21 protein-coding genes are annotated in these 23,226 nt (G+C 75.4%); 16 read left to right on the top strand and 5 right to left on the bottom strand.

Features of this window, described 5'->3' with window-relative positions; genetic code table 11:
• Window positions 1-94: 94 nt before the first annotated feature.
• Window positions 95-880 (bottom strand): hypothetical protein, encoded by a 786-nt coding sequence (locus AB0O09_RS07230; protein WP_363540578.1) that lies wholly within the window; start codon window positions 878-880, stop codon window positions 95-97.
• A 321-nt stretch (window positions 881-1,201) separates the two neighbouring features.
• Between AB0O09_RS07230 and AB0O09_RS07225 the strand changes: the two genes are divergently transcribed.
• The 8 genes from AB0O09_RS07225 to AB0O09_RS07190 all read left to right on the top strand — a co-directional run bounded on the left by AB0O09_RS07225 (window position 1,202) and on the right by AB0O09_RS07190 (window position 11,705).
• Window positions 1,202-1,546, top strand: a complete 345-nt coding sequence (locus AB0O09_RS07225; protein WP_363540570.1) for a hypothetical protein — start codon at window positions 1,202-1,204, stop codon at window positions 1,544-1,546.
• Between the two features lie 40 nt (window positions 1,547-1,586).
• A complete protein-coding gene (locus tag AB0O09_RS07220) occupies window positions 1,587-4,736 on the top strand; it encodes a toxin glutamine deamidase domain-containing protein (RefSeq protein ID WP_363540569.1) in 3,150 nt (1,049 codons plus the stop codon).
• Window positions 4,733-6,016 carry an SUKH-4 family immunity protein gene (locus AB0O09_RS07215; protein ID WP_363540568.1) on the top strand — a complete coding sequence of 428 codons (1,284 nt, stop codon included), beginning with the start codon at window positions 4,733-4,735 and terminating at the stop codon, window positions 6,014-6,016. Before AB0O09_RS07220 ends, AB0O09_RS07215 begins: the two co-directional genes overlap by 4 nt.
• A 113-nt stretch (window positions 6,017-6,129) precedes the next feature.
• Entirely contained in the window at window positions 6,130-7,086 is a 957-nt protein-coding gene (locus tag AB0O09_RS07210) for a Ppx/GppA phosphatase family protein (RefSeq protein ID WP_344628531.1), read from the top strand.
• A gap of 465 nt (window positions 7,087-7,551) precedes the next feature.
• Entirely contained in the window at window positions 7,552-8,361 is an 810-nt protein-coding gene (locus AB0O09_RS07205; RefSeq protein WP_363540577.1) for a sugar phosphate isomerase/epimerase, read from the top strand.
• 28 nt (window positions 8,362-8,389) lie between these two features.
• Window positions 8,390-9,157 carry a methyltransferase domain-containing protein gene (locus AB0O09_RS07200; protein WP_363540567.1) on the top strand — a complete coding sequence of 256 codons (768 nt, stop codon included), beginning with the start codon at window positions 8,390-8,392 and terminating at the stop codon, window positions 9,155-9,157.
• 137 nt (window positions 9,158-9,294) lie between these two features.
• Window positions 9,295-11,139 carry a dihydroxy-acid dehydratase gene (gene ilvD / locus AB0O09_RS07195; RefSeq protein WP_363540566.1) on the top strand — a complete coding sequence of 615 codons (1,845 nt, stop codon included), beginning with the start codon at window positions 9,295-9,297 and terminating at the stop codon, window positions 11,137-11,139.
• Between the two features lie 107 nt (window positions 11,140-11,246).
• Entirely contained in the window at window positions 11,247-11,705 is a 459-nt protein-coding gene (locus AB0O09_RS07190) for an EamA/RhaT family transporter (RefSeq protein WP_363540565.1), read from the top strand.
• Between the two features lie 59 nt (window positions 11,706-11,764).
• Here AB0O09_RS07190 and AB0O09_RS07185 read toward each other — a convergent pair whose 3' ends face one another.
• Window positions 11,765-12,925 carry a PLP-dependent transferase gene (locus tag AB0O09_RS07185; protein ID WP_363540564.1) on the bottom strand — a complete coding sequence of 387 codons (1,161 nt, stop codon included), beginning with the start codon at window positions 12,923-12,925 and terminating at the stop codon, window positions 11,765-11,767.
• A 137-nt stretch (window positions 12,926-13,062) separates the two neighbouring features.
• Between AB0O09_RS07185 and AB0O09_RS07180 the strand changes: the two genes are divergently transcribed.
• Window positions 13,063-13,545: an Lrp/AsnC family transcriptional regulator gene (locus tag AB0O09_RS07180; RefSeq protein ID WP_344621341.1), complete on the top strand. Its 483-nt coding sequence runs from the start codon at window positions 13,063-13,065 to the stop codon at window positions 13,543-13,545.
• A gap of 14 nt (window positions 13,546-13,559) precedes the next feature.
• Here AB0O09_RS07180 and AB0O09_RS07175 read toward each other — a convergent pair whose 3' ends face one another.
• Together AB0O09_RS07175 and AB0O09_RS07170 are read right to left on the bottom strand one after the other, a co-directional pair.
• Entirely contained in the window at window positions 13,560-14,771 is a 1,212-nt protein-coding gene (locus tag AB0O09_RS07175) for a hypothetical protein (RefSeq protein ID WP_363540563.1), read from the bottom strand.
• Window positions 14,772-14,925: 154 nt separating this feature from the next.
• Entirely contained in the window at window positions 14,926-15,360 is a 435-nt protein-coding gene (locus AB0O09_RS07170) for a hypothetical protein (protein WP_344621343.1), read from the bottom strand.
• 252 nt (window positions 15,361-15,612) lie between these two features.
• Between AB0O09_RS07170 and AB0O09_RS07165 the strand changes: the two genes are divergently transcribed.
• Entirely contained in the window at window positions 15,613-16,500 is an 888-nt protein-coding gene (locus AB0O09_RS07165; protein ID WP_363540562.1) for a prohibitin family protein, read from the top strand.
• Between the two features lie 54 nt (window positions 16,501-16,554).
• On the opposite strand, the gene AB0O09_RS07160 is transcribed toward AB0O09_RS07165, so the two are convergent.
• Window positions 16,555-18,135 (bottom strand): PHB depolymerase family esterase, encoded by a 1,581-nt coding sequence (locus tag AB0O09_RS07160; protein ID WP_363540561.1) that lies wholly within the window; start codon window positions 18,133-18,135, stop codon window positions 16,555-16,557.
• Window positions 18,136-18,361: 226 nt separating this feature from the next.
• Between AB0O09_RS07160 and proC the strand changes: the two genes are divergently transcribed.
• From proC to AB0O09_RS07130, 6 genes are all read left to right on the top strand, one after another.
• Window positions 18,362-19,186 carry a pyrroline-5-carboxylate reductase gene (gene proC / locus AB0O09_RS07155; protein WP_363540560.1) on the top strand — a complete coding sequence of 275 codons (825 nt, stop codon included), beginning with the start codon at window positions 18,362-18,364 and terminating at the stop codon, window positions 19,184-19,186.
• 53 nt (window positions 19,187-19,239) lie between these two features.
• Window positions 19,240-19,923, top strand: a complete 684-nt coding sequence (locus tag AB0O09_RS07150) for an HAD family hydrolase (RefSeq protein ID WP_363540559.1) — start codon at window positions 19,240-19,242, stop codon at window positions 19,921-19,923.
• 80 nt (window positions 19,924-20,003) lie between these two features.
• Window positions 20,004-21,200 (top strand): MFS transporter, encoded by a 1,197-nt coding sequence (locus tag AB0O09_RS07145; protein WP_363540558.1) that lies wholly within the window; start codon window positions 20,004-20,006, stop codon window positions 21,198-21,200.
• Between the two features lie 42 nt (window positions 21,201-21,242).
• Window positions 21,243-22,442 carry an acetoin utilization protein AcuC gene (locus AB0O09_RS07140; RefSeq protein WP_363540557.1) on the top strand — a complete coding sequence of 400 codons (1,200 nt, stop codon included), beginning with the start codon at window positions 21,243-21,245 and terminating at the stop codon, window positions 22,440-22,442.
• Between the two features lie 269 nt (window positions 22,443-22,711).
• Window positions 22,712-22,921: a helix-turn-helix domain-containing protein gene (locus AB0O09_RS07135; protein WP_052390398.1), complete on the top strand. Its 210-nt coding sequence runs from the start codon at window positions 22,712-22,714 to the stop codon at window positions 22,919-22,921.
• 119 nt (window positions 22,922-23,040) lie between these two features.
• Window positions 23,041-23,139 (top strand): AURKAIP1/COX24 domain-containing protein, encoded by a 99-nt coding sequence (locus tag AB0O09_RS07130; protein ID WP_003948845.1) that lies wholly within the window; start codon window positions 23,041-23,043, stop codon window positions 23,137-23,139.
• Window positions 23,140-23,226 lie beyond the last annotated feature (87 nt).

The raw sequence follows: 23,226 nt of genomic DNA, 5'->3' as shown, positions 1-23,226 counted from the left end.
TCCGAGTACGTCCAGTACGAGGACTTCCGGCCGGCACGCCGACAGCACGCACCGGACGCCGCTCCTTGACGGGCGAAGGTTGCCCGACGCGGCACTAGTCGTCCGCGGGGTGCGGGGCGAGCTTCTTGTGGCCCTTGGTGGCGATGCGCTGCTCGCAGAGGGAGGCCAGGACGGCGTACGCCTCGGGCCCCATCAGTTCGGTGAGCTCCGCGCGGTAGCTGACGTACACCGGGTCCGGCGCGCCGTGCGCCTCCGGGCTGCCGGTGCACCACCAGTGCAGGTCGTGGCCGCCCGGCCCCCACCCGCGGCGGTCGTACTCGCCGATGCTCACCTGCAGGTAGCGGGTGTCGTCCGGCCGGTCGATCCAGTCGTAGGTGCGCCGGACGGGGAGCTGCCAGCAGACGTCCGGCTTGGTCTCCAGCGGCTCGCGGCCCTCCTGCAGGGCCAGGATGTGCAGCGCGCAGCCCGCGCCGCCGGGGAAGTCCGGGCTGTTGCGGAAGAGGCAGGCGCCGTCGATCCGCCGGGTCTGCCGGTCGCCGTCCTCGTCGAGCATGGTGATGCCGCCGTCGAGGCGGATCCGGCCCTTGGCGTCGGTGCCGTGCGGATGGTTCTCCCAGATCTCCGGGGTGAGCCGGGCGGCGTGGCCGGCGACCCGCTGCTCGTCCTCCTCGTCCGAGTAGTGGGCGCCGAGGGTGCAGCAGCCGTCGGAGGCGCCGCGGCCCTCCTGGATGCCGTGGCACCCCCGGCCGAAGATGCAGCCCCAGTTGGAGGTGAGCCAGGTGAGGTCGCAGCGGAACACCTGCTCCTCGTCGGCCGGGTCGGTGAACTCCGCCCAGGCGCGGGGGAAGTCCAGCGGGACCTCGGGCCGCACGGTCGGCATCGCGAGGTCGACCACCGTCGAGGCCGGCTTCGTGCCGTTCTTCTTCGGCTTCTTGTGCTGTGCGGTGTCTGCTGCTGCCACGCTGCAAGGGTATGGCCTCGGCTGCCGTTTCCCGATGCCGCCGGAGCCGCGCACCGGCGGCGCACCTGCCCCGCACCCCGCCCGCACGGGCCGTGCACCGGCCGTGCGCACCCGTCCGCCGGGTCGTGAAGGCAGGGTGAAGAGGCTCACCGCGGCACGGGCCGCCCCGCGCCCGGGGCCTAGGATGGCGGGCTGCAGACGGCTGCGTGCGGGGACGGGACGCGACGACGGGGGACGGGGATGGCCGACAGGGTTCTGCTGAAGCCTTGGGAACTGCACGGCGAGGGGCGGGAGTTCGAGACCGTCTCGAACGACTTCGCGCGGGCCGCGCTCGACCTGGAGAACGGACTGGCCGCGCTCGGCACCCCCTGGGGGCGGGACGAGCCGGGCCAGGGCTTCGGCCAGGTGTACGAGGGCGCCCGGGAGGGCGTGCTGGCCGGGCTGCAGGGCCTGGCCGACCGGCTCGGCGGCGTCGGAACCGGCCTGCACACCATGGCCGACAACGCGGAGCAGAACGAGCAGGGCAACCGCGACGCGTTCCGGGCGGTCGGCCGGGGAACCGGCGCCGCTCCCACCGCGCTCTGAGTCGACGGACCGTCAAGCCGCACCACCGAAGGGGGACCACATGCCCAGGAACCTGCCCGAGGAGCTGGCTCCGGTCATGGCCCGGCTCGGCCGCCACTGGCCGGAGGCCGACGAGGACGCACTGCGCCGCGCGGGCGGCCTGTGGCGCGAGTTCGGCGCCGAGGCCGAACGGCTGGGCCGGCGCGGCGTCTCGGCCGCCGAGCGCGTCACCGGCGAGAACTCCGGCCCGGCCGTCGAGGCCTTCGCCGAGCACTGGCGCGGCTTCAGCGGCGGCGGCCGCGGCCACCTCGACGACGCGCACGGCGCCGCCGAGTCGCTGGCCGGCGCCTTCGACAGGGCCGCGGCGGCCGTCGACGACTGCAAGGCCCGGCTGATCGCCGTCCTCACCGAGCTCGCCGAGGAGATCGCGGAGGCGGACAAGGCGGAGGCCGCGGCCGCCGCCCAGGTGAAGGCCGCGCAGGGGGAGGGCCTCTCCGGTCTGGTCGGGCAGGTGGTCGGCACGGCGAAGGGCGCGGCCGCCGAGGCCGGCGAGGCGATCGCGGTCGAGGCCGCGAAGATCAAGGTCAGCGCGCTGCTGGCGGAGCTCGGCCGGGAGATGAAGGACGGCCTGCAGGCGGCCCTGAAGGAGCCCGCCGTGACGGCCCTGGAGCGCATCGCGCAGGCCGACGGCGCCGGGAAGCACGGGCAGTTCCGCACCCTCAGCGCCGCCCGTTCCGGCGGGGAGATGACCGGCAAGCTGCTCGGCACCGCCGTCGGCGGTGCCGCCGCGGTGGCCGGGGTCAGCGGGGTCTCCGCCGCGCTCAACCCGGACGGCACGGTCGCCACCGACGCGCAGGGCCGCCCGGTGCTGGTCGGCGCGGACGGCAAGCGGCTGCCCGCGGTGGACGGGGTCAGCGTGCAGGTCGGCGCGGACGGCCGCCCGGTGCTCGGCACCGACGGCAAGCCCGTGCTGCTCGACGCCGCGGGCGCCCCGGTGGCGGGCCTCGCGCTGGGCGCCGACGGCAAGCCGCTGACCGACGCCCGGGGCAAGCCGCTGACGGTCGGCGCCGACGGGGTGGTCGGCGACACCGGTCTCTCCCTGGCCGTCGGCAAGGACGGCCGGCCCGTCCTCGACGCGCACGGCCGCCCGGTCATGCTGGACGCGGAGGGCAACCCGGCCGCAGGCCTCGCCGTGGGCAAGGACGGCAAGCTGCTCACCGACGCCGACGGCAGGCCGCTGGTCGCCGGGACGGGCCGGGACGGCCGCCCGCTGGTGGACGCGGCCGTCGGCCCCGACGGCGTCCGGCTCGGCGCGGACGGCCTCCCGGTGGCCGCCGCCGACCTGGGCACCGGCCCGGGCGGGCACGGCGTCCCCGGTACCTCCGGTGACCCGGACGGCCTCGGCGGCCCCGGCGACCGGACGGCCGACGGGCCGACGGGCACGACGAGGAACGGTCCCGGCCGGACCGCACCGGTCCTGGACGTGGACCTGCAGGCCGCCCCGGCCGCGGGCGTCCAGGTGACGGCAGCCCCGCAGCAGGCCGTCCAGGCCCCGCCCGCCGACACCGGCGGCCACCGCGGCGGGTACGGCGGCGGGTACGGCGGCCACAGCACCCCCTCCGGCGGCCACGCCACGCCCGCTCCGCCGGTGTACGAGCCGGACGCCTACGACCCGCCGGCCGCGGGTCCGCGGCCCGGCCCGATCTCCGTGCACACCGACTCGGTGGTGGTCGCCCCGCCGTCCCCGCAGACCTACGGCCCGCCCGCCGAGGTGCCGACCGGTGGCATCCGGCACGGCGGCGACTACGCCGTCCCGGCCGCGCCGGTGGCGCCCGCGGCCGGCTCCGGCTTCCCGCTCGGCCCGGTCGGCGGCGGTCCGGCCGCCGGTGCGGGCCCGGTCGCGGGCGCCGCGGTGCCGCCGGTCGGCGGCCCGGTGGGCGGTGCGGCCGGTGCGCCCGGCGTCCCGGCCGGCACCCCGGTCGCCGGTGGTCCCGGTGCCCCCGGTGCGGGTGGTGCCGGTGCCTCCGGTCCCGGCGCCCCTGGTGCGGCGGCGCCCGGTGCGGCCGGCCAGCCCGGTGCCCAGGGCGCCGCCAACGGCGTGGTCGGCGCGGTCGTCGGCACGCCCGGTGCGGTGCCGCGCACCCCGGCCGGTGCCCCCGGCGGCGGCGCCCCGGGCGGCGGTGCCCCGGGCGCGGGCGGCAGCACCCCGGCCCCGCTGCCGTTCCGGCTCGGCGAGAGCGGCGACCTCCGCCGCCGTCCCGAGGTCCTCGGCCTGGAGCCGCACACCGGCCCGACCGTCGTCCCGGTGCTACACCCCGGCCAGGTCGCCGCCGCCTACCTGGCGGCCCGCTCCGGACGCTCCGCGCAGGACGCGCCCGCCGCACCCGTTCCCGTCCGCGGGATCGCCGACGGCCGCCCCTACGGTCTGCCCGGCGGGCTCGGCCCGGTCGACCCGGCCCACCAGGCCGAGGTCGAGCGGCTGGTGCCGCGCCGCCCCGACGGCACGCCCGAGCTGCACCCCGACCCGGCCGGCGGCTGGACGGAGGCGCTCAACGGCGGAGGCCCGCGCGAGGCGGGCCGCGCCAACAACACCGTCGACGTCGCGCTCTCCTCGGTCGACACCTTCTCCGGCCTGCCGGTCTGCTCCGCGCCGCGGCTGCCCGACGGCCCGGCCGGCGAGTACGGCGGCCGCGACCGCGCGGAGCGCGAGCTCGGCCGGGAGTTCCACGACGTCGGTGCGGGCGAGGGAGCCCTCGCCCGGGTCGCCGAGACGCTGCTGCGTTCCGGCCCGGGCGCCCAGGCGCTGCTGGTCACCCTGGACGGCTTCCGGCGCTCGCACGCCTGGAACGTGGTCAACCACGGCGAGCGGCTCACCTGGCTCGACCACCAGACCGCCCGCAGCGGCCCCGAGCCGCTGCACAGCGCCGAGCACGGCCTGTGGGCGATCGCCCTGGACTCCGAGTGCCGGCCGCTGGACATCGTGCCCCCGGCCGCCGCGAACGCCGGCTCCGGACCGGCGAAGGCCGATCCCGCCGCAGCCGGTCCCGCGGAGCCCGGCCCCGCGGCGGCGCCCGCCGCCGCGGCCCCGCCGGAGTCCGGGCCGGAGCCCGCCCCGGCACCGGCCGCTGAACCCGCCCGTCCCGCCGAGCCCGCCCCGCCGCGGTCCCGGCTCCACGTCCACCGCACCACCGCCGGGAGCGCCCGCCGATGACCACCCGCGAGCAGGCCATGGAGGCCGCCCACCGCTGGATCAACGGCGCGCTCCCCGCGGAGGGCGCCCGCCCGGTGCACAGCCACGAGTTCGAGCACGGCTGGGTGGTGTGGCCCGAACCGCCGCCTGTCCACGTCAACCCGTTCACCGCCGTCCGGCGCGCCCCGGAGGAGATCGGCGCCGCCTGCGCGGTCGTCGACCGGCTGACCGGCGCGCTCACCGTCTGGCCGTCCGTGCCGGTGCCGGACGTCGTCCGGATGTACCGCGACTTCCTCGGCGCCGGCGACTACGACCCGGGGCTGCCGCCCGCCACCGGCGCCGGCGCCCGGGCCGCGCTCCGCTACCGGGACGCCCTCGGCGAGGTGCGGACCCTGGTCGTGCGGTCCGCGACCGGACTGCCGCACCCGGCGCTGCGCGCCGCCGAGCAGCTCCGCGAGCAGGGCGTGCCCGCCGAGGACGTCCTCGACCTGCACACCGACCTGCGACCGGCCGCCCTGCCCGGCGGCTACGCCCGGCACGCGCTGGCCGCCGCCCTGCCCGGCGTCCGGATCACCCACGACCTGGCGTACGGGCCGTGGTTCGACGGGCGTGCGGAAGCCGTCCGGGCGGTGCCCGCGCCGGAGGGCGTACGGCCCAACCGGGTGCCGTTCCCGCGCTCCGTGCCGCCGGCCCAGCCGGAGAGCGGCCGCCCGCTGGCGGAGCGGCTGGCGGCCCGGTTCGGTCCGGAGGGCGTCCGCCGGTTCGACGCCGCGGCGGTGGAGCACGCCGACCTGCCGGAGGCGGTCGCCCGGCCGCTGCTGGAGGTCGGCCTGCCGGTCGCCGTCGAGGGCTTCTTCGCGGTGCACCACCCGGAGCCGGACGGCGTCCACGACGGCACCCGCACCGACCGGGTGCTGCCCGACGCCGCCGCCCGCCTCGCCGAGGCCGGCCGCGGCACCCGGGCCACCGCCGACGCCCGGCAGGCCCTGCTCGGCCAGGTGGTGCTGGGCACCGACGGCTGGGCGCTGATCACCGTCGACACGCTGCAGGGCCGCGTCCGGGCGATCGACCCGGACACCGCCGCCGCCCGCTACTGCAACGCCGACGTGACCGCCTTCGCCCGCTGCCTGGTGCTGCTCGCCGAGCGCCTCCCGGCGCTGCGCGGCCTCCACCCGTACGCGGCCGGCCCCGCCGTCTCCGAGCTGCAGTGGGCCCTGGCCGCCGTCGACCGCACGGTGTTCACCGACCCGGAGAACTGGTGGGCGGTGATCGTCGAGCAGCTCTGGCACGGGCTGCTGTGACCGCGCCGGGCCGCTGACGGCGGCCGCCGACCGGGTCGCCGCCGGCGGCCCCCGGACGCCGGAACGGGGGATCCGGGCAGGTGGGCGGACCGGATCGCGTAGCGTGTTCCGCTATGCGACTCGGTGTTCTCGACGTGGGTTCCAACACCGTCCACTTCCTCGTGGTGGACGCGCACCCCGGTGCTGCCCCCCTCCCGGCGTACTCGCACAAGGCCGAACTGCGGTTGGCCGAGCTGCTCGACGAGGACGGGGCGATCACCCCGACCGGCGTCGACCGGCTGGTCTCGATGGTGGCCTCCTCGATCGCGGTCGCCGAGGACAAGGGCGTCGTCGAGATACTGCCGTTCGCCACCTCGGCCGTCCGGGAGGCCGCCAACGGCGAGGCCGTGCTGCAGCGGGTCAGCGACGAGACCGGCATCGAGCTGCGGGTGCTCTCCGGGCAGGACGAGGCCCGGCTCACCTTCCTGGCCGTCCGCCGCTGGTTCGGCTGGTCCTCCGGCCGACTGCTCAACCTCGACATCGGCGGCGGCTCGCTGGAGATCGCCTGCGGCCTCGACGAGCAGCCCGACATCGCCGCCTCGCTGCCGCTCGGCGCCGGCCGGCTCACCGCCCGGCTGCCCGGCGACGTCGCCGACCCGGCGGACGTCCGGGAGCTGCGCCGCCACATCCGCGCCGAGATCGCGAACGTGGTCGGCGAGTTCACCAGACAGAACGCGCCCGACCACGCCGTCGCCACCTCCAAGACCTTCAAGCAGCTGGCCCGGATGGCCGGCGCCGCCCCCACCGACGCCGGACCGCGGGTGCCCCGGCGGCTCACCCGCAGCGGCCTCTCCGCCTGGCTGCCGCGGCTCGCCACCATGACCGTCGCCGAACGGGCCCGCATCCCCGGCGTCTCCGAGGGCCGCGCCCGGCAGCTGCTCGCCGGGGCGCTCGTCGCCGACGCGGCGATGGACCTCTTCGGCCTCGACGAGCTGGACATCTGCCCGTGGGCGCTGCGCGAGGGCATCATCCTGCGCCGCCTCGACGCCCTCGACACCCCGGCCGACCGGAGGCCCGCCCTCACCCCCTGACGGCCCGCCGCAGGCGGCCCGCCGGGTGAGACGTGGCCCACGCTTCCTCCGGCTCTGCCCCATTCGTCCGCGCCGCCGCATACCCTGTGTCCCGTGGCGGAAGCACCGGACGACGACGCATCGCCGGCCGGCCGCGCGGCCGAGGACGGCGCGCGGCGGGCCTCCGGGCCGCGCCGGGCCGCGGCCGGCACCCCGCCGCGGCGCCGCAGCGACGACGGGGCCGGCACGCTCGGCGAACGGGCCGCCGCCGCCTCCCGCACCGCCAAGGGCGCCGCCTCGCGGACGGCCAAGGGCGCCGCGACCCGCACCGCCCGCTCCGCGAAGTCCGTGCAGACCGCCACCGCGGCCCGCACCGCCGCCGTCGCCAAGGTCGCCCGCGCGGTGAAGGAGGCCCGCCGCAAGGAGCCGCAGCGGGCGCCCCTGCTGCGCACCACCGACCGCCTGGTGCTGCCCCCGCACCCCGCCGTGCACGTCCCGGACACCAAGGTCGCGCTGTCCACCGCCTCGGTGTACCCGTCGACCACCGAGACCGCCTTCGAGCTGGCCGCCCGGCTCGGCTACGACGGCGTCGAGGTCATGGTCTGGAACGACCCGGTCAGCCAGGACGTCGAGGCGCTGCGCCGGCTCTCCGACGCCCACGCCATGCCGATCCTCGCGGTGCACGCCCCCTGCCTGCTGATCACCCAGCGGGTGTGGACCACCGACCCGTGGACCAAGCTGGTCCGCGCCCGCGCCGCCGCCGAGCGGCTCGGCGCGGACACCGTCGTCGTCCACCCGCCGTTCCGCTGGCAGCGGCAGTACGCCCGGGAGTTCGTCGCCGGGATCGGCCGGATGGCCGGCGAGACGGACGTCCGCTTCGCGGTGGAGAACATGTACCCGTGGCGGTACAAGGACCGCGAGATGCTGGCCTACGCGCCGGGCTGGGACGTCACCGACGAGGAGTACCGGCACTTCACCATCGATCTCTCGCACGCGGCGACCTCCCGGATCGACGCCCTGGAGATGGCCGACCGGATGGGGGACCGCCTCGCCCACATCCACCTCGCCGACGGCTCCGGCTCCGGCAAGGACGAACACCTGATCCCGGGCCGCGGCAAGCAGCCCTGCGCCGCGCTGCTGGAACGCCTCGCCCGTAACGGCTTCGACGGGCACGTGGTGCTGGAGGTCAACACCCGCCGCTCCGCCTCGGCGGCCGAGCGGGAGGCCGACCTCGCCGAGGCCCTCGCCTTCACCCGGCTGCACCTCGCCACCCCCGCCCGGACGCACCGGGGTTAGCCTGTCCCCGTACCGAGGGAGGCAGGACGTGACAGACCTTCAGCAGCAGGCCCACGCACTCTCGTTCGGCCCGGTCGCGGAGCAGTACGCCGCGGCGCGGCCCACCTACCCGGCCGAGCTCTTCGACGAGCTGGAGCGCCTCGCCGGCCGCCCGCTCGCCGGGGCCGACGTGGTCGACGTCGGCGCCGGGACGGGCATCGCCACCCGGCTGCTCGCCGCCCGCGGCGCCCGGGTGCTCGCCGTCGAGCCCAGCGGCGGCATGGCGGCCCGGCTGCGGGCCGTCTCGCCGGAGATCCCGGTGGTGAAGGGCGTCGGCGACGACCTGCCCTGCCACGACGGCTCCGCCGACCTGGTCACCTACGCCCAGGCCTTCCACTGGACGGACCCGGGGCGCTCGGTGCCCGAGGCGCTGCGGGTGCTGCGTCCCGGCGGCGCGCTCGCGCTCTGGTGGAACGTCAAGGACGACACCGAGGGCTGGATCGCCGACCAGCAGCAGCGGCTCGGCCGGGCGCTGCCCTCGTACCACGCCCACCGCTCCACGCCGCAGGACCTCGCCGGCCCGCTGGGCGCCCACGGGCTGCGGGTGGAGACCGCCCGGCTGCACTGGGCCCGGCGGGTGACCGTGGAGAGCCACCTGGCCGACCTGGAGTCGCGCTCCTACGTCGCGGTGCTGCCGCCCGAGCAGCGGGCGCCGGTGCTGGCCGCCGAGCGGGACGCCCTACTGGCCGCCCACCCCGAGGGCGTGCTGAACGAGCCGTACCTGCTCGACCTCTTCGTGGCCCGGACGGCGGCCTGATCCGTGGACGCGCTGACCGCATCGCGGACAGCGCGTCCACCGCCCGGACCGGGGGGCGTAACCTCGGTAGGACAGCGGTCCTGCACCCTCTTCCACCAGCGCAGCGGCCGCCCGCAGGCCCCGAAGGAGTGGAGCGCATGCCCGAGCTGAGGTCCCGTACCGTCACCCACGGCCGCAACATGGCGGGCGCCCGCGCCCTTCTCCGGGCCGCCGGCGTAGCCCGGGAGGACTTCGGCAAGCCGATCATCGCGGTGGCCAACTCCTTCACCGAGTTCGTGCCGGGCCACACCCACCTCCAGCCGGTGGGCCGGATCGTCTCCGAGGCGATCAAGGAGGCCGGCGGCATCCCGCGCGAGTTCAACACCATCGCCGTCGACGACGGCATCGCGATGGGCCACGGCGGCATGCTCTACTCGCTGCCCTCGCGCGACCTGATCGCCGACTCGGTCGAGTACATGGTCAACGCGCACTGCGCGGACGCCCTGATCTGCATCTCCAACTGCGACAAGATCACCCCCGGCATGCTGATGGCCGCGCTGCGCCTCGACATCCCGACGGTCTTCGTCTCCGGCGGCCCGATGGAGGCCGGCAAGGCCACCCTGGTCGACGGCACCGTCCGCAAGCTCGACCTGGTCGACGCGATCTCCCAGGCGGTCAACGAGAACGTCTCCGACGAGGACATCGCCATCATCGAGGAGAACGCCTGTCCGACCTGCGGGTCGTGCTCGGGCATGTTCACCGCCAACTCGATGAACTGCCTCACCGAGGCGATCGGCCTCTCGCTGCCCGGCAACGGCTCCGTGCTGGCCACCCACACCGCCCGCCGCGCCCTCTACGAGCGGGCCGGACGGACGGTCGTCGAGATCACGAAGCGGCACTACCACCAGGACGACGAGTCCGTGCTGCCGCGCAACATCGCCACCCGGGCCGCGTTCGAGAACGCCATGGCCCTGGACATCGCGATGGGCGGCTCCACCAACACGATCCTGCACCTGCTCGCCGCCGCCCAGGAGGCCGAGCTCGACTTCGACATGCGGGCCATCGACGCGATCTCCCGCAAGGTCCCCTGCCTCTCCAAGGTCGCGCCGAACGGCTCGTACTACATGGAGGACGTGCACCGGGCCGGCGGCATCCCCGCCATCCTCGGCGAGCTGTACCGCGGCGGCCTGCTCAACGAGGACGTGCACACCGTGCACTCCGACTCGCTCGCCGAGTGGCTGAAGACCTGGGACGTCCGCGGCGGCTCGCCCTCCGCCGAGGCCGTCGAACTGTGGCACGCCGCCCCCGGCTGCAAGCGCACCTCCGAGGCCTTCGCCCAGTCCGAGCGCTGGGAGTCCCTGGACACCGACGCCGCCAAGGGCTGCATCCGCAGCGTCGAGCACGCCTACTCCGTCGAGGGCGGCCTGGCCGTGCTGTACGGCAACCTCGCCGAGGACGGCTGCATCGTGAAGACCGCCGGCGTCGACGAGTCGATCTGGACCTTCAGCGGCCCGGCCGTCGTCGTCGAGTCGCAGGAGGACGCCGTCGAGGCGATCCTCGCCAAGCGGGTCAAGGAGGGCGACGTCGTCGTCATCCGCTACGAGGGCCCCAAGGGCGGCCCCGGCATGCAGGAGATGCTCTACCCGACCTCCTTCCTCAAGGGCCGCGGCCTCGGCAAGGCCTGCGCGCTGATCACCGACGGCCGCTTCTCCGGCGGCACCTCCGGCCTGTCGATCGGCCACGCCTCCCCGGAGGCCGCGTCCGGCGGCACCATCGCCCTGGTCGAGGACGGCGACACCATCTCCATCGACATCCCCGGCCGGAAGATCAACCTGGAGGTCTCCTTCGAGGAGCTCCACGAGCGCCGGCTCAAGCTGGAGGCCGAGGGCGGCTACCGGCCGAAGAACCGTCAGCGCCAGGTCAGCCAGGCCCTGAAGGCGTACGCGGCGATGGCCACCTCCGCCGACAAGGGCGCCGTCCGCGACATCAGCAAGCTGGGCTGAGGCCGCACCGGCTGACCGGAAGGGCGCCGTACCCCGCGGCCCTGTTGCCGTTGGGTCCACGGCGCCCTTCCGCCGTCCGGCTCCCCGGCCGGGCGACAATGGGTGCCGTGAACCAGCGCACCCCGGGCGGGAAGCCCGCCCCAGGCCCCGAGCCCGAGCCGATCCGGTTCTTCGGCACCACCTGGGTCGACCACGGCGGCGGCTACTGGCTGCGCCGGGTGCTCGTCTCGTTCGGCGCCCTGGTCTGCACGGCCGCCGCCGCCCTGGTGCTGCGGTTCGCCGTCGCCGGGGTGACGCTCTCCGACGCCGGCCGCCTCGTCGACGTGCTGCTGATCGGGGCGGTCGCGATCTGCTCCTGCCTCGCGGCGATCCGCACCTGGAAGTCCCTCACCGAGGGCCGCCACACCCTCGACGGCTGGATGGCCGAGGACCGCTCACTGGGAGCGGTCTGGCTGATCGGCGGGGTCGGCGCCCTCGCCGCGTACTTCTTCCGCAGCCTGGTCGAGGCCCCGGGGGAGGCGGTGCACCGCGCCGCCTACGAGAAGGCCCGCCGCGGGCGCCGCTGAAGCGGCCGTGCAGCTCGGGGCAGCCCCCAGGGGCGCAGTTCCCCGCCGCCCCTGGGGTGCTACTCGGAGAAGGCCCGGGCGAGGTCGTCGAAGAGGTCCTCGGGCTCCTCCAGGCCGACCGAGAGGCGGAGCAGGGAGGGGTGCGGGCGGGCCTCGGGGGCGACCGGGCGGTGGGTGAGCGAGGCGGGGTGCTGGATCAGGGTGTCCACGCCGCCGAGCGACACCGCGTGGGTGATCAGGTCGCAGCCGGCCGCGGTGCGGGCCGCCGCCTCGTAGCCGCCGCGCAGCGAGAAGGCGAGCACCGAGCCGGCGCCGGCCATCTGCCGCCCGACCAGGCCCTGCGGGTCGCACTCGGGCAGGCCCGGGTAGTAGACCTGCTCGACCTCGGGGCGGGCGGCCAGCCAGGCCGCCACCTTGGCGGCGTTCGCGGCCTGGTGCCGCACCCGCAGCGGGAGCGTCTGCAGGCCGCGGTGGAGCAGGTAGGCGGCGAGCGGGTGCAGGATGCCGCCGGTGACGGCGCGGACGCGGCGCAGTCGCGCCGCCCACTCGGCGTCGGTGGCGACGGCGCCGGCCAGGACGTCGCCGTGGCCGCCGAGGTACTTGGTGGCGCTGTGCAGGACGAGGGTGGCGCCGTGGTGCACCGGCTGCTGCAGCACGGGCGTGGCGAAGGTGTTGTCGACCAGCAGCGGCACGTCCCCGCACTGGGCGGCGACGGCGGACAGGTCGACCAGGTCCAGGGTGGGGTTGGCCGGGGTCTCGACGATCACCAGGCCGGTGTCCGGGCGGATCGCCGCGGCGACCTCGCCGGCGGTCGCCCAGGTCACCTCGGTGCCGAGCAGGCCGGTGGCCAGTACGTGGTCGGTGCCGCCGTACAGCGGGCGGACCGCGACGACGTGTCCCCTGCCCTCGGCGCGGGCGGCCAGCAGGCAGGCGGCGAGTGCGGCCATGCCGGAGGCGAAGGCCACCGCCTGCTCGCAGTCCTCGAGTTCGGCGAGGGCCTGCTCGAAGCGGGCGGTGGTGGGGTTCCACAGCCGCTGGTAGACGGCGCTGCCCCCGTCCGGGACGAGTCCGCCGGTGGCCAGCGCCTCGTAGCTGTCGCCGCCGGTCTCCACGCCGGGCAGGGGGTTGGTGGTGGAGAGGTCGATCGGCGGGACGTGGGTCCCGAGGCCGCGCAGGTCGGTTCTGCCGGCGTGGACGGCCCGGGTGTCGGCGTGGGGCATGGGTGGCCTCCTCGGCGGGGTGTGGGGTGGCCCCATGGTGAAGAGTCCGCGGTGCGACGGCCACAGTTCGGCAGAAGATTCGAATACCGGCCGGTAGATCTTGCGGATGTTCGGGCGGCCGGACGATGGTGGGCCCCGTGCCGAAGAATCCGCAGCGCGAACTCGCCCCCGTCGACCGGGCCATCCTGCGGCTGCTGGTCGCCGACGCCCGGATGCCCAACAACGCGATCGCGGAGGCGGTGGGCATCGCCCCGTCCACCTGTCTGGGCCGGATCCGAGCCCTGCGGGAGCGCGGGGTGATCCGCGGTTTCCACGCCGAGGTGGAGCCGGCCGCGGTCGGTCTCGGCATCCAGGCGATGATCGCGGTGCGGCTGCACGCGCACACCAAGGAGCAGATCGGCAGCTTCGCGGGCGGCATCCCCCGGCTGCCGGGGGTGGTGGCCGCGTACCACCTGTCCGGGGCGGACGACTACCTGCTGCACGTCGCGGTCGCGGACACCGACGCGCTGCGCGACTTCGTGCTGGACCACCTCACCGCGCACCCCGCGGTGCAGCACACCGAGACCAGCCTGATCTTCGGCCACGTCCGGGGCGCCGCCCCCACGGAGGGCGACGACTGACCCCGGACGGTGCGTCAGCTCCGCGTCAGCGTGCCGCAGCCCTCGTGGTCGTCCAACTTGCGGTTCGGGTCGTACGGGTCGACGGTCGGGCCGGTGTGCGGCTCCTCGGTGCCGAGGCCGAAGTCGACGGTGAAGTCCGTCTCCAGGTAGCCGCTGCCCATCCCGCACACGTTGTTGCCGAAGTCGGCCGTCCACTTGTCCAGCAGCAGCTTGCCGCGCTGCACCTTGTACCGGGCGGGGTTGTAGAAGCGGAAGTCCTGCTGGCGCCGGACGATCTCCCGCTCCACCCGCGGGGCGACGTCGGCCTTCAGGGCCACCGGCTTGGCCGTGCCGCCGCTGCCGGTGCCCTGCCCGGGCCGCGGCTCGCCGGCGTCCGGGCCGGGCCGCAGGGCGTACACGAATATGTAGTCGGTGTGCACCAGCAGGCCGCGGTCGCCGTCGCCCTCGAAGGTCATGGTGCCCCGGGCCTTCACCACGTCCGTGACGGGCACGGCCCGGCGCGGGTCGAAGCGGCTCAGCCAGTTGGCGGCGTCCGAGTCGACGGCGGGGTGGGCGAGCGCCTTCTCCAGGTCCTCGCGCGACGAGCGGTCCAGCAGGGCGAGGGCGGCGGCCGGGGTCTCGCCGTGGACGGTCTTCGGGTCGAGGTTGGTGAGGACGAGGTACTGCCGGACCTTGTCGAGCAGCCCGGCCACCTCCTCCTTGCCGAAGACGCCTTCGGCCTTCGCCTGCGGCAGGACCAGGGCGTCCGCCCCGGCCTTCCAGGCGTCGGCGGGCGAGCCGGCCCAGGGACGCTCGACGGTCGGGGTCTGCGGATCGGTGGTCGGCGGCGCGGCCGCCGGGGCGGTGGGGTCGGCGGCGGCCGTCGAGGAGTCCTCGCCCCGGTGGTACCGGCCGTTCAGGCGGTCCACGTTGAGCGCGGCCAGGGTGACGGCGGCGGCGAGCACCACGAACACCGGGGTCTGCCAGTTGCGCCTGCGGCGCCGGCCCCACGGGTCGACCGGCTTCGGCCGCCGCCCGAAGCGCCGACGGGCGGGTGCCGGAGCCGGACCGGCAAAGGCCCGCCACGGCTCGGGCTGCGGCTGCTGCTGCTGCTGCCACTTCGCGGCGAGCATCCGGGCCCGCCCGGACTGCTCCTTCACCGTGGCGGCGCGTACGAAGTCCTCGTCGAGGACGACGTCCTCGAACGGGTCGTCGGGGCGCGGGGCGGGGTCGTCGACTGTCGGCACGCCGGACAGTATGCAGACGGCGGCCGACACGCCCGACAGCGGGGGGCGTCCCGGCCCTGCACGGATCCGTCGCCGAACTCGACGCGGGTGCCTGCGCCGAGGCGCTCCGTCAGTTCGGCCGGGGCGGAGCCGCCGCGTGCCGGCCCACGGCCCGTCAGCCGCGTCGGCGGGCCTGCTTGACCGAGCCGACCACGCCCGCGACCGCCAGCAGCAGCCCGGCGGGCAGCAGCGAGGTGAACAGCGCGGCGAACAGCCCGGAGCTGCCGAGCAGGGTCATCGCCAGGGTGTTCAGCACCCACAGCGCGCCGGCCGCGGGCAGCGCCGACTGCCAGGGGTGTTCCTCGGCCCAGCGCTGGAGCCGCCGGTCGCCGGTGTCCCGGCGGAGCCGGCCGCCGACCGTGCCGACGAGGAAGAAGAAGAACAGGCCGAGGCCGACCGGCCCGGCGAGGATGTCCATGGACCAGTTGCCGGTGACGATGTCCACCCCGAGGGCGGCACCGCCGACCACCGTCCCGACGGCCGCAGCCGTCCGCCACGGGCCGAGGGTCGCCGCGGCGACGGCGACCTGACGGCTCTCACTTCGCGACAAATCTCCGTTTCCCATGCCTCAACCGTGCTCCCGGCGGTCCCTGGAAATCCATAGGGGTGATCCCCGAGTTTCCCCCGAGGGCGGGCCGTCCGGTCCGCGCCGGACGTGCGGGAGGGGCGCCGTCCGTGAGCGGGCGCTGACGCACCGTCGGCGGGCCACGGACTTCATATGAACATCATTTGAATCCGGCCTCCGGAAGGCGTCCGGCTCCCTATGCTGCGGCCGTCCCGTCCGTCCACCGAGAGACCCCAGATGCTGATCATCGCCGTCCTGCTCCTCCTCGTCGGCACCGTCCTGCTCGTCCTGAGGTGGCGCGGGGTCACCGACTCCGGGGCGGCCACGGCGTCCGGCCTGGTGTCCGTCGGCCTCGGCCTGCTCGCGGGCCTCGCCACCGTCGTCCACGTGGTCGCGCCCTACGAGGTGGGCGTGCCCACCACCCTGGGCAAGGTCGGCGGTACCTGGCAGCCGGGACTGCACCTGAAGTCGCCGCTGACCGACGTCTCCACCTTCTCGACCCGGCCGGTCGACCTCGACCTCACCGGCAAGGACACCGTCGAGGTCCGCTCCTCCGAGGGCGGCGTGCTCTACGCGGACATCACCGTGAAGTGGTCGGTGGACCCCAAGCACACCCAGAGCCTGTTCAAGCTGGCCGGCGACACCGACGCCGTCCAGAAGCGCCTGGTCTACCCCGACAGCCGGGAGATCGTCCGCAACGTCTTCGCCAAGCACACCGGCGTCGAGGGCTACAGCTCCGAGCGCGAGGCGATCAGCGCCGAGATCGAACGGCTGATCACCGCCCGGCTCGCGCCGCGCGGCATCCTGGTCAACGGCGTCAACCTGCGCAACGTGAAGCCCAGCGACAGCCTGCAGCACGCGATCGACCAGAAGATCCAGCAGGACCAGGCCACCGCCCAGGCCGAGGCCGCCGTCCGCACCGCCAAGGCCGAGGCCGAGAAGCGGAAGATCGAGTCCGAGAGCACCGCCGCGGCCAACACCGCCATCGCCAACTCGCTCACCGACAAGATCCTGATGAGCCAGTGCATCGAGGCCTTCAAGGCCGCCGCCGAGAAGAACCCGGTCTACGCCAGCCCCTGCGGCACCGGCGGCTCGCCGGTCATCGTCGACGGCACCAAGCGCTGACGCCCGGGTGCCCGGGGGCCGCCGCCCCCGGGCGCCCGGAGGAGCGGACCCGGCTCAGCGCGTCCAGTCGACGGTCAGCACCGCACCCGCACCGCGCTGCAGGAAGACGTACGCGGTGGCGGCGAGCGCCTGGTCGAACTGCAGCCGCAGCTGCACCGTCGACCCGGGCCGGATCGCGGCCAGCCCGGCCGCGGAGAACGCGCCCGAGGTCCCGCTGCCCGAGGTGAACCGGGCCACCGTCGCCGCCGCACCCGCACTCGCCGGGGCCGCCCAGTCGTCCGTGCCGGTGGTGCAGGCCGCGCCGAAGCAGCCGTCCCGCACGTCGACGGTCAGCTGCGCCGCGGCCCACGGGTCCCCGCTGCCGCTGCCATACCCCAGGGTGAGCCGGGCGCCGGTGACCGTGGCGCCGGCCGGGAGGGCCGAGGTGTCGAAGGAGAGCAGCGCCCGGTTCTGCTTGCCGTCGGTGCCGCGGCCCACCGCCAGGCCCAGGCTGCCGGCGAGGGTGCCCACCGCGGGCGAATTGCCGTCCGCCGCGGCCTTCACGTAGCCGTCCCGGGCGGTGTCGTCGGTCAGCTGCGTGCTGCCCGAACCGCCCGAGGGAGACGGGGACGGCGAGGGCGAGGGGCTGGGGGAGGGCGACGGCGCCGAGCCGTCCAGGCCCCAGAACCGGCCGATCCGGTAGGAGGCGCAGAGGTTCACGTCCAGCACGTACGCCCCGGCGGTGCCGCACTGCTCGGCGCCGCCGCCCGGGTCGACCGGCTGGCCGTGGTCCATGCCGGTGATCGAGTACACCTCGACCCGGTCGGCGCCGGACGCGTCCCGGTACACCTGGTGCGGATGGCCCGCGACGGTGTCGCTCACCGCGGGCGTCTGGCCGGTGCCGGCCACGTCCGTCCACTGCTTCATCAGCTCGGTGAGGTTCACCGGCTTCACCACCGAGTCCGAGGACCCCTGCCAGAGCGAGACCTTCGGCCGTGCCCCGGTCCACGACGGGTACGCCTGCCGGACGAGGTCGCCCCACTGCTGCGGGGTCTTCGAGGTGCCCGTGGTCATGCAGTTCACCGAGGCCTCCACGGCCGTGGTGGCGCAGTGGTACGGGAGCCCGGCGACCACGCCGCCGCCCGCGAACACGTCCGGGTAGTCCGCCAGCAGGGCGGCCGTCATCGCGCCGCCCGCCGACAGGCCCGTCACGTACACCCGGGCCGGGTCGCTGCCCAGGTCGGCGACGGTCTTCGCGACCATCTGACGGATCGACAGCGCCTCGCCCACGTCCCGCCCGAAGTCGCCCGGCTGGAACCAGTTGAAGCACTGCGAGGAGTTGTTGGCGGACTGCTGCTGAGGCATCACCACGGCGAAGCCCCAGGCGTCCGCCCAGTGCGTCCAGCCGGCCGCCTCGCCGTACGACGCCGACTGGGTGCAGCCGTGCAGCGCCACCACCACCGGCCGCCCGGCGGCCAGCCCGGCGGGCGCGTAGCGGTACATCAGCAGATTGCCCGGGTTCGAACCGAACCCGGTGACCTGGACGGTGCCGGCGGCCCGGGCCTCGCCGTGGCCGAGCCCGAGCACCGCCGCCGCGGCGACGGCGAGCAGCGCGAGCGCCGCCCACCACCGTCTCACGGGCGTGTCGTACGTCATGGGGGAAGCTCCTCGGGGTGGTGGAGAGCAGGGGAGAGCCGACCGTACGGGCGGGGCCGTGCCGCCCGGCACGGTGCGGACGGACACCCCCGGCGCCGCCGGATGGCGGCGCACCCCATTGCCGCCCCGTCCGTGCGCGACCGCACTGCCCACGGTTCGGACATCCCGGCCCGCGGCACCACGCCGGTGCGAGGATGGCCGCAGCACCGTACGAAGGAGCGGCCCCATGCCCAGCAGCGCATCCGGACAGAAGATCGCCTTCCTCGGCACCGGCAAGATCGGCGAGGCCCTGCTCTCCGGCCTGCTGCGGGCGGGCACGGACCCGGCCGACGTCCTGGTCACCGCCCGCCGCCCGGAGCGCGCCGCCGAACTCGCCGAGCGCCACGGCGTCACCGCCGTCACCAACGCCGAGGCGGCGAAGCTCGCCGACACCCTGATCCTCGCGGTGAAGCCGCAGGACATGGGCACCCTGCTGGAGGAGCTGGCACCGCACGTCGCCCCCGACCGGCTGGTCGTCTCGGCCGCCGCCGGCATCCCGACCGCCTGGTTCGAGGAGCGGCTCGCCGCAGGCACCCCGGTCGTCCGCGTCATGCCCAACACCCCCGTCCTGGTGGACGAGGGCATGAGCGTCATCTCCGGCGGCTCGCACGCCTCCGAGGCCCACCTGGAGCGCACCGAGGCGATCTTCCGCTCGGTCGGCAAGGCGATCCGCCTGCCCGAGGCCCAGCAGGACGCGGCCACCGCCCTCTCCGGCTCCGGCCCCGCCTACTTCTACTTCCTGGTCGAGGCGATGACCGACGCCGGCATCCTGCTCGGCCTGCCCCGGCAGGTCGCCCACGACCTCATCGTGCAGTCCGCGATCGGCGCCTCGATCATGCTGCGCGACTCCGGCGAACACCCCGTCAAGCTCCGCGAGGCGGTCACCTCCCCGGCCGGCACCACCATCGCGGCCATCCGCGAACTGGAGAACCACGGCGTCCGCGCCGCGCTGCTCGGTGCCCTGGAGGCCGCCCGCGACCGCTCCCGCGAGCTGGCCGCCGGCGGCAAGTAGCCCGCCGCGGCCCGGCACCGGAGCCCCGGTGCCGGGCCGGTAGGCTCGACCGGGTGAGCTACGACCTGGTGATCTTCGACAACGACGGGGTGCTCGTCGACAGCGAGCCCATCTCCAACCGGGTGCTGGCCGAGTACCTCACCGAACTCGGCTACCCGACCACCGTCGAGGACTCCTACCGGGACTACATGGGCACCGCCGCGCACCGGGTCCACGACGTGATCCTGGAACGGCACGGCGACCGGCTGCCCGAGGGCTTCGACGACCTCTTCCACGGCCGGGTGTTCGCCGCCTTCGAGGCCGGACTCGGCCCGGTCGCCGGGGCGGAGACCCTGCTCAAGACCCTGCAGCAGTCCGGCGTCCGGTACTGCCTGGCCTCCTCCGCGCACCACTCCTGGATCCGCACCGCGCTCGACCTCACCGGCCTGCGCGGGCACCTCGCGGAGGAGCTCATCTTCAGCGCCCAGGACGTCGGCGTCGGCAAGCCCGCCCCCGACCTCTTCCTGCACGCCGCCCGCACCATGGGCGTGCCGCCCGAGCGCTGCCTCGTCCTGGAGGACAGCCCCAACGGCGTGCTCGCCGCCCGCGCCGCCGGCATGGACGTGTACGGCTACGCCGCGCTCACCGACCCCGCCAAGCTCACCGCCGCCGGTGCCACCGGCCTCATCACCGGCCTCACCGAGGTCCCCGCCCTCCTGGGCACGCGCGCCCGAACGAGCCGCCCGCGCACCGTGTGACGCCGACCCCCTCCCGGAACGGCCCGCCAGGGCCTACGCTCGGCCACCACACGTCGGTACCCACCAGTAGCGGGGGCCCCATGGCCGAGACCACCGGACGGCTGCGGCAGGCGCGCGCCGCACTGGCAGCGAGCTTCCTGCTGCAGGGCGCCACCTTCGCCCTGCTGGTCAGCTGCATCCCGGAGATCCAGCGGCGGTACGGGCTCGACGACTCCCTGCTGCCGGTCTTCCTCGCCGCGGTGCCGATCCTCGCCGGCGTGGGCTCGATCGCCTCCGAGGCCCTGGTCCGCCGCAGCAGCCCGCGCGCCGTGCTGCGGGCCGTGCAGCCCGCCGTGTGCCTGGCGCTCGCCGCCGTCGGCGTCGGCACCGCCCTGTGGCAGCTCGCCCTCGCCCTGGCCGCCTTCGGCCTGCTGGTCGGCGCGCTGGACGCGTCGATGAACATGCTCGGCGTCGGCCTCCAGCACCGGTACGGCCGCAGCATCATGCTCGGCTTCCACGCCGCGTTCAGCCTCGGCGGGATCGCCGGTGCCGCCGTCGCCGGGCTCGGCGCGCACCGCGGGACACCGCTGAGCGCGCTGTTCGCCGGCTCCGCCGCGGTGCTGATCCCGGCGGCGCTGCTGGTCGGCACCCGCTTCGCCGGCCCGGCGGAACTCGGCGACGCCGTCGAGCAGGCCGCCCGTGCGGCCGGCCGCGCCGTCCCGTGGCGACCGCTGCTGCCGCTCTGCCTCGCCATGGCGGTCGCCTACATCGCGGACGCCTCGGTCTCCAACTACAGCGTCAAGTACCTCACCGACACCCTGCACAGCCCCGACGACCTCGCCAAGCTGTCCTACCTGGGCTACATGCTGGCGATGTTGGCCGGCCGCGCGCTCGGCGACCGCGGGGTGCAGCGCTTCGGCGCGGTCGCGGTCGTCCGGGTCGGTGCGGCGACCGCCGCCCTCGGCTTCGCCGCCGCCGCGGTCTCGCCCGCGCCCTGGGCCGGGATCGCCGCCTTCACCCTGCTCGACCTCGGCATCTGCGCGATCATCCCGCAGGTCTTCGCGGCCGGGGGCCGCCTGATGCCCGCCGACTCGGACGCCGCCGTCGCCCGGCTCAACCTCTTCAACTACGTCGGCTTCCTGGTCGGCTCCCCGCTGGTCGGGGCGATCGGCGACGCCGGCTCCTACCGGGCCGCGCTGCTCGCCCCGATGCTGCTGGTGCTGGTGATCCTGCCGCTCGCCGGCCACTTCGCCCCCGCACCGGCCCGGGAGGCCAAGGAGCCAGCCCAGGCGCACTGAGCCCCCTGCGTCCCGGCCCCGGCCACCCACTACGGTGGAGGCATGCCCGACGCCGAGCGCGACGACAACCCCTGCGGCCTGCACCTCTTCTGGGACGACGCGGTGACCGCGTACGACTTCGGCCCCGGTCATCCGATGGACCCGACCAGGCTCGCCCTCACCAAGCACCTGGTCGACGCCTTCGGGCTCGACCGCGGCCCCGGCGTCACCGTCCGCTCGGCCCCGGCCGCCGGGGACTCCACCCTGCGCCTGGTGCACACCGGCGAGTACATCGCGGCCGTCCGCAAGGTCGCGGCCGACCCGGACCTCGCCGACCTGCGGCACGGCCTCGGCACCGACGACAACTGGGCCTTCCCCGGCCTGCACACCGCCTCCGCGCTGATCGCCGGGCAGTCCGTCGCCGCCGCGGAGTCGGTCTGGCGCGGCGAGGCCCGGCACGCCGTCAACTTCGCCGGCGGACTGCACCACGCGATGCCCGACCGGGCGTCCGGCTTCTGCGTCTACAACGACCCCGCGCTCGCCGTCGCCCGGCTGCTGGAGCTCGGCGCCGAGCGGGTCGCCTACGTCGACGTCGACGTGCACCACGGGGACGGCGTCCAGCAGGCGTTCTGGAACGACCCCCGGGTGCTCACCGTCTCGCTGCACGAGCACCCCGCGACGCTCTTCCCGGAGACCGGCTGGTCCACCGAGTCCGGCGGGCCGGACGCCCCCGGCAGCGCCGCCAACCTGCCGCTGCCGGCCGGCACCGGCGACGCCGGCTGGCTGCGCGCCTTCCACGCCCTGGTCCCCGAACTGCTCGCGGCCTTCCGCCCGCAGGTGCTCGTCACCCAGCACGGCGCCGACACCCACGTCGAGGACCCGCTCGCGCACCTCGCGGTCAGCCTCGACGCCCAGCGCCTCGTCGCCGAGGCGCTGCACGGCCTCGCCCACGAGCACGCCGACGGCCGCTGGATCGCCCTCGGCGGGGGCGGCTACGCGGTGGTCGACGTGGTGCCCAGAACCTGGACCCACCTGGTCGCCACCGCGGCCGGCCGCCCGCTCGACCCGGCCGCCGAGACCCCCGAGGAGTGGCGCGCCGAGGTCTACCGCCGCACCCGGCAGCAGGCACCGCTGCGGATGACCGACGGCGCCGCCCCCGACTGGCGGGACTTCCACGACGGCTACGACCCGGCCTCCCGCCTCGACCAGGCGATCCTCGCCGCCCGCCGCGCCGTCTACCCGTACCACGGCCTGCTGCCCTGACCTGCTGCCCGTCCCCGGCCGCGGCGCCCGCGCCGCGCGCGCCGGGCCGGTGCTCCCGAGCGCCCCGCCGGCGCCGACCGGCCGGTCCGCCTGCGCCATACGCCGATCGGCTACGTACTGCAATCGGGGGATGCCTCACCGTACAAGGACTGGGCATCCCCCTCTTCCCACTGGTACCACCCATAACTACTCTGGGCATACACGTGTGCCGGTGGAGTCACCGGAGGGGAAGCCGGTGCCTTGCACACGGGTAAGGGTCGGTGATGGTCATGAGTTCAGGCGAACGCCCCCTGCAGGAAGTCGTCTTCCTGACCGTGGCCGAGGTGGCCTCGGTCATGAGGGTGTCCAAGATGACGGTGTACCGCCTGGTGCACAGCGGTGAACTGCCGGCGATCCGGGTCGGGCGCTCCTTCCGCGTCCCGGAGCAGGCGGTCCACGCGTACCTGAAGGAGTCCTACGTGCGGCTCGAGAGCGCGTAGGCCTGACACGGCAGGGCACGATTACTGGTTACCCCGGGCGGACGGTAGGCTAGGCCCTCCGTCAGTCGTATGGACACCCGTCTCCCATGGACGGGGTCCGAGTGAGCGAGGGTTGTTCCGTGGGCTCTGTCATCAAGAAGCGTCGCAAGCGTATGGCCAAGAAGAAGCACCGCAAGCTTCTGAAGCGCACTCGCGTGCAGCGTCGCAACAAGAAGTAACCCGCGGCCGGACTACTTCCCGCTCACGCGGGGGGCCAGCCGCTGCACCGACGGCCGCCTCGCGCGCACCAGGTGTCCGAACTGCCC

The organism is Kitasatospora sp. NPDC093679 (assembly GCF_040683455.1).
GTDB classification, from domain to species: domain Bacteria; phylum Actinomycetota; class Actinomycetes; order Streptomycetales; family Streptomycetaceae; genus Kitasatospora; species Kitasatospora arboriphila.
Note: the sequence above shows the minus strand (reverse complement) of the source record. Positions and strands in the feature narration are given on the sequence as shown.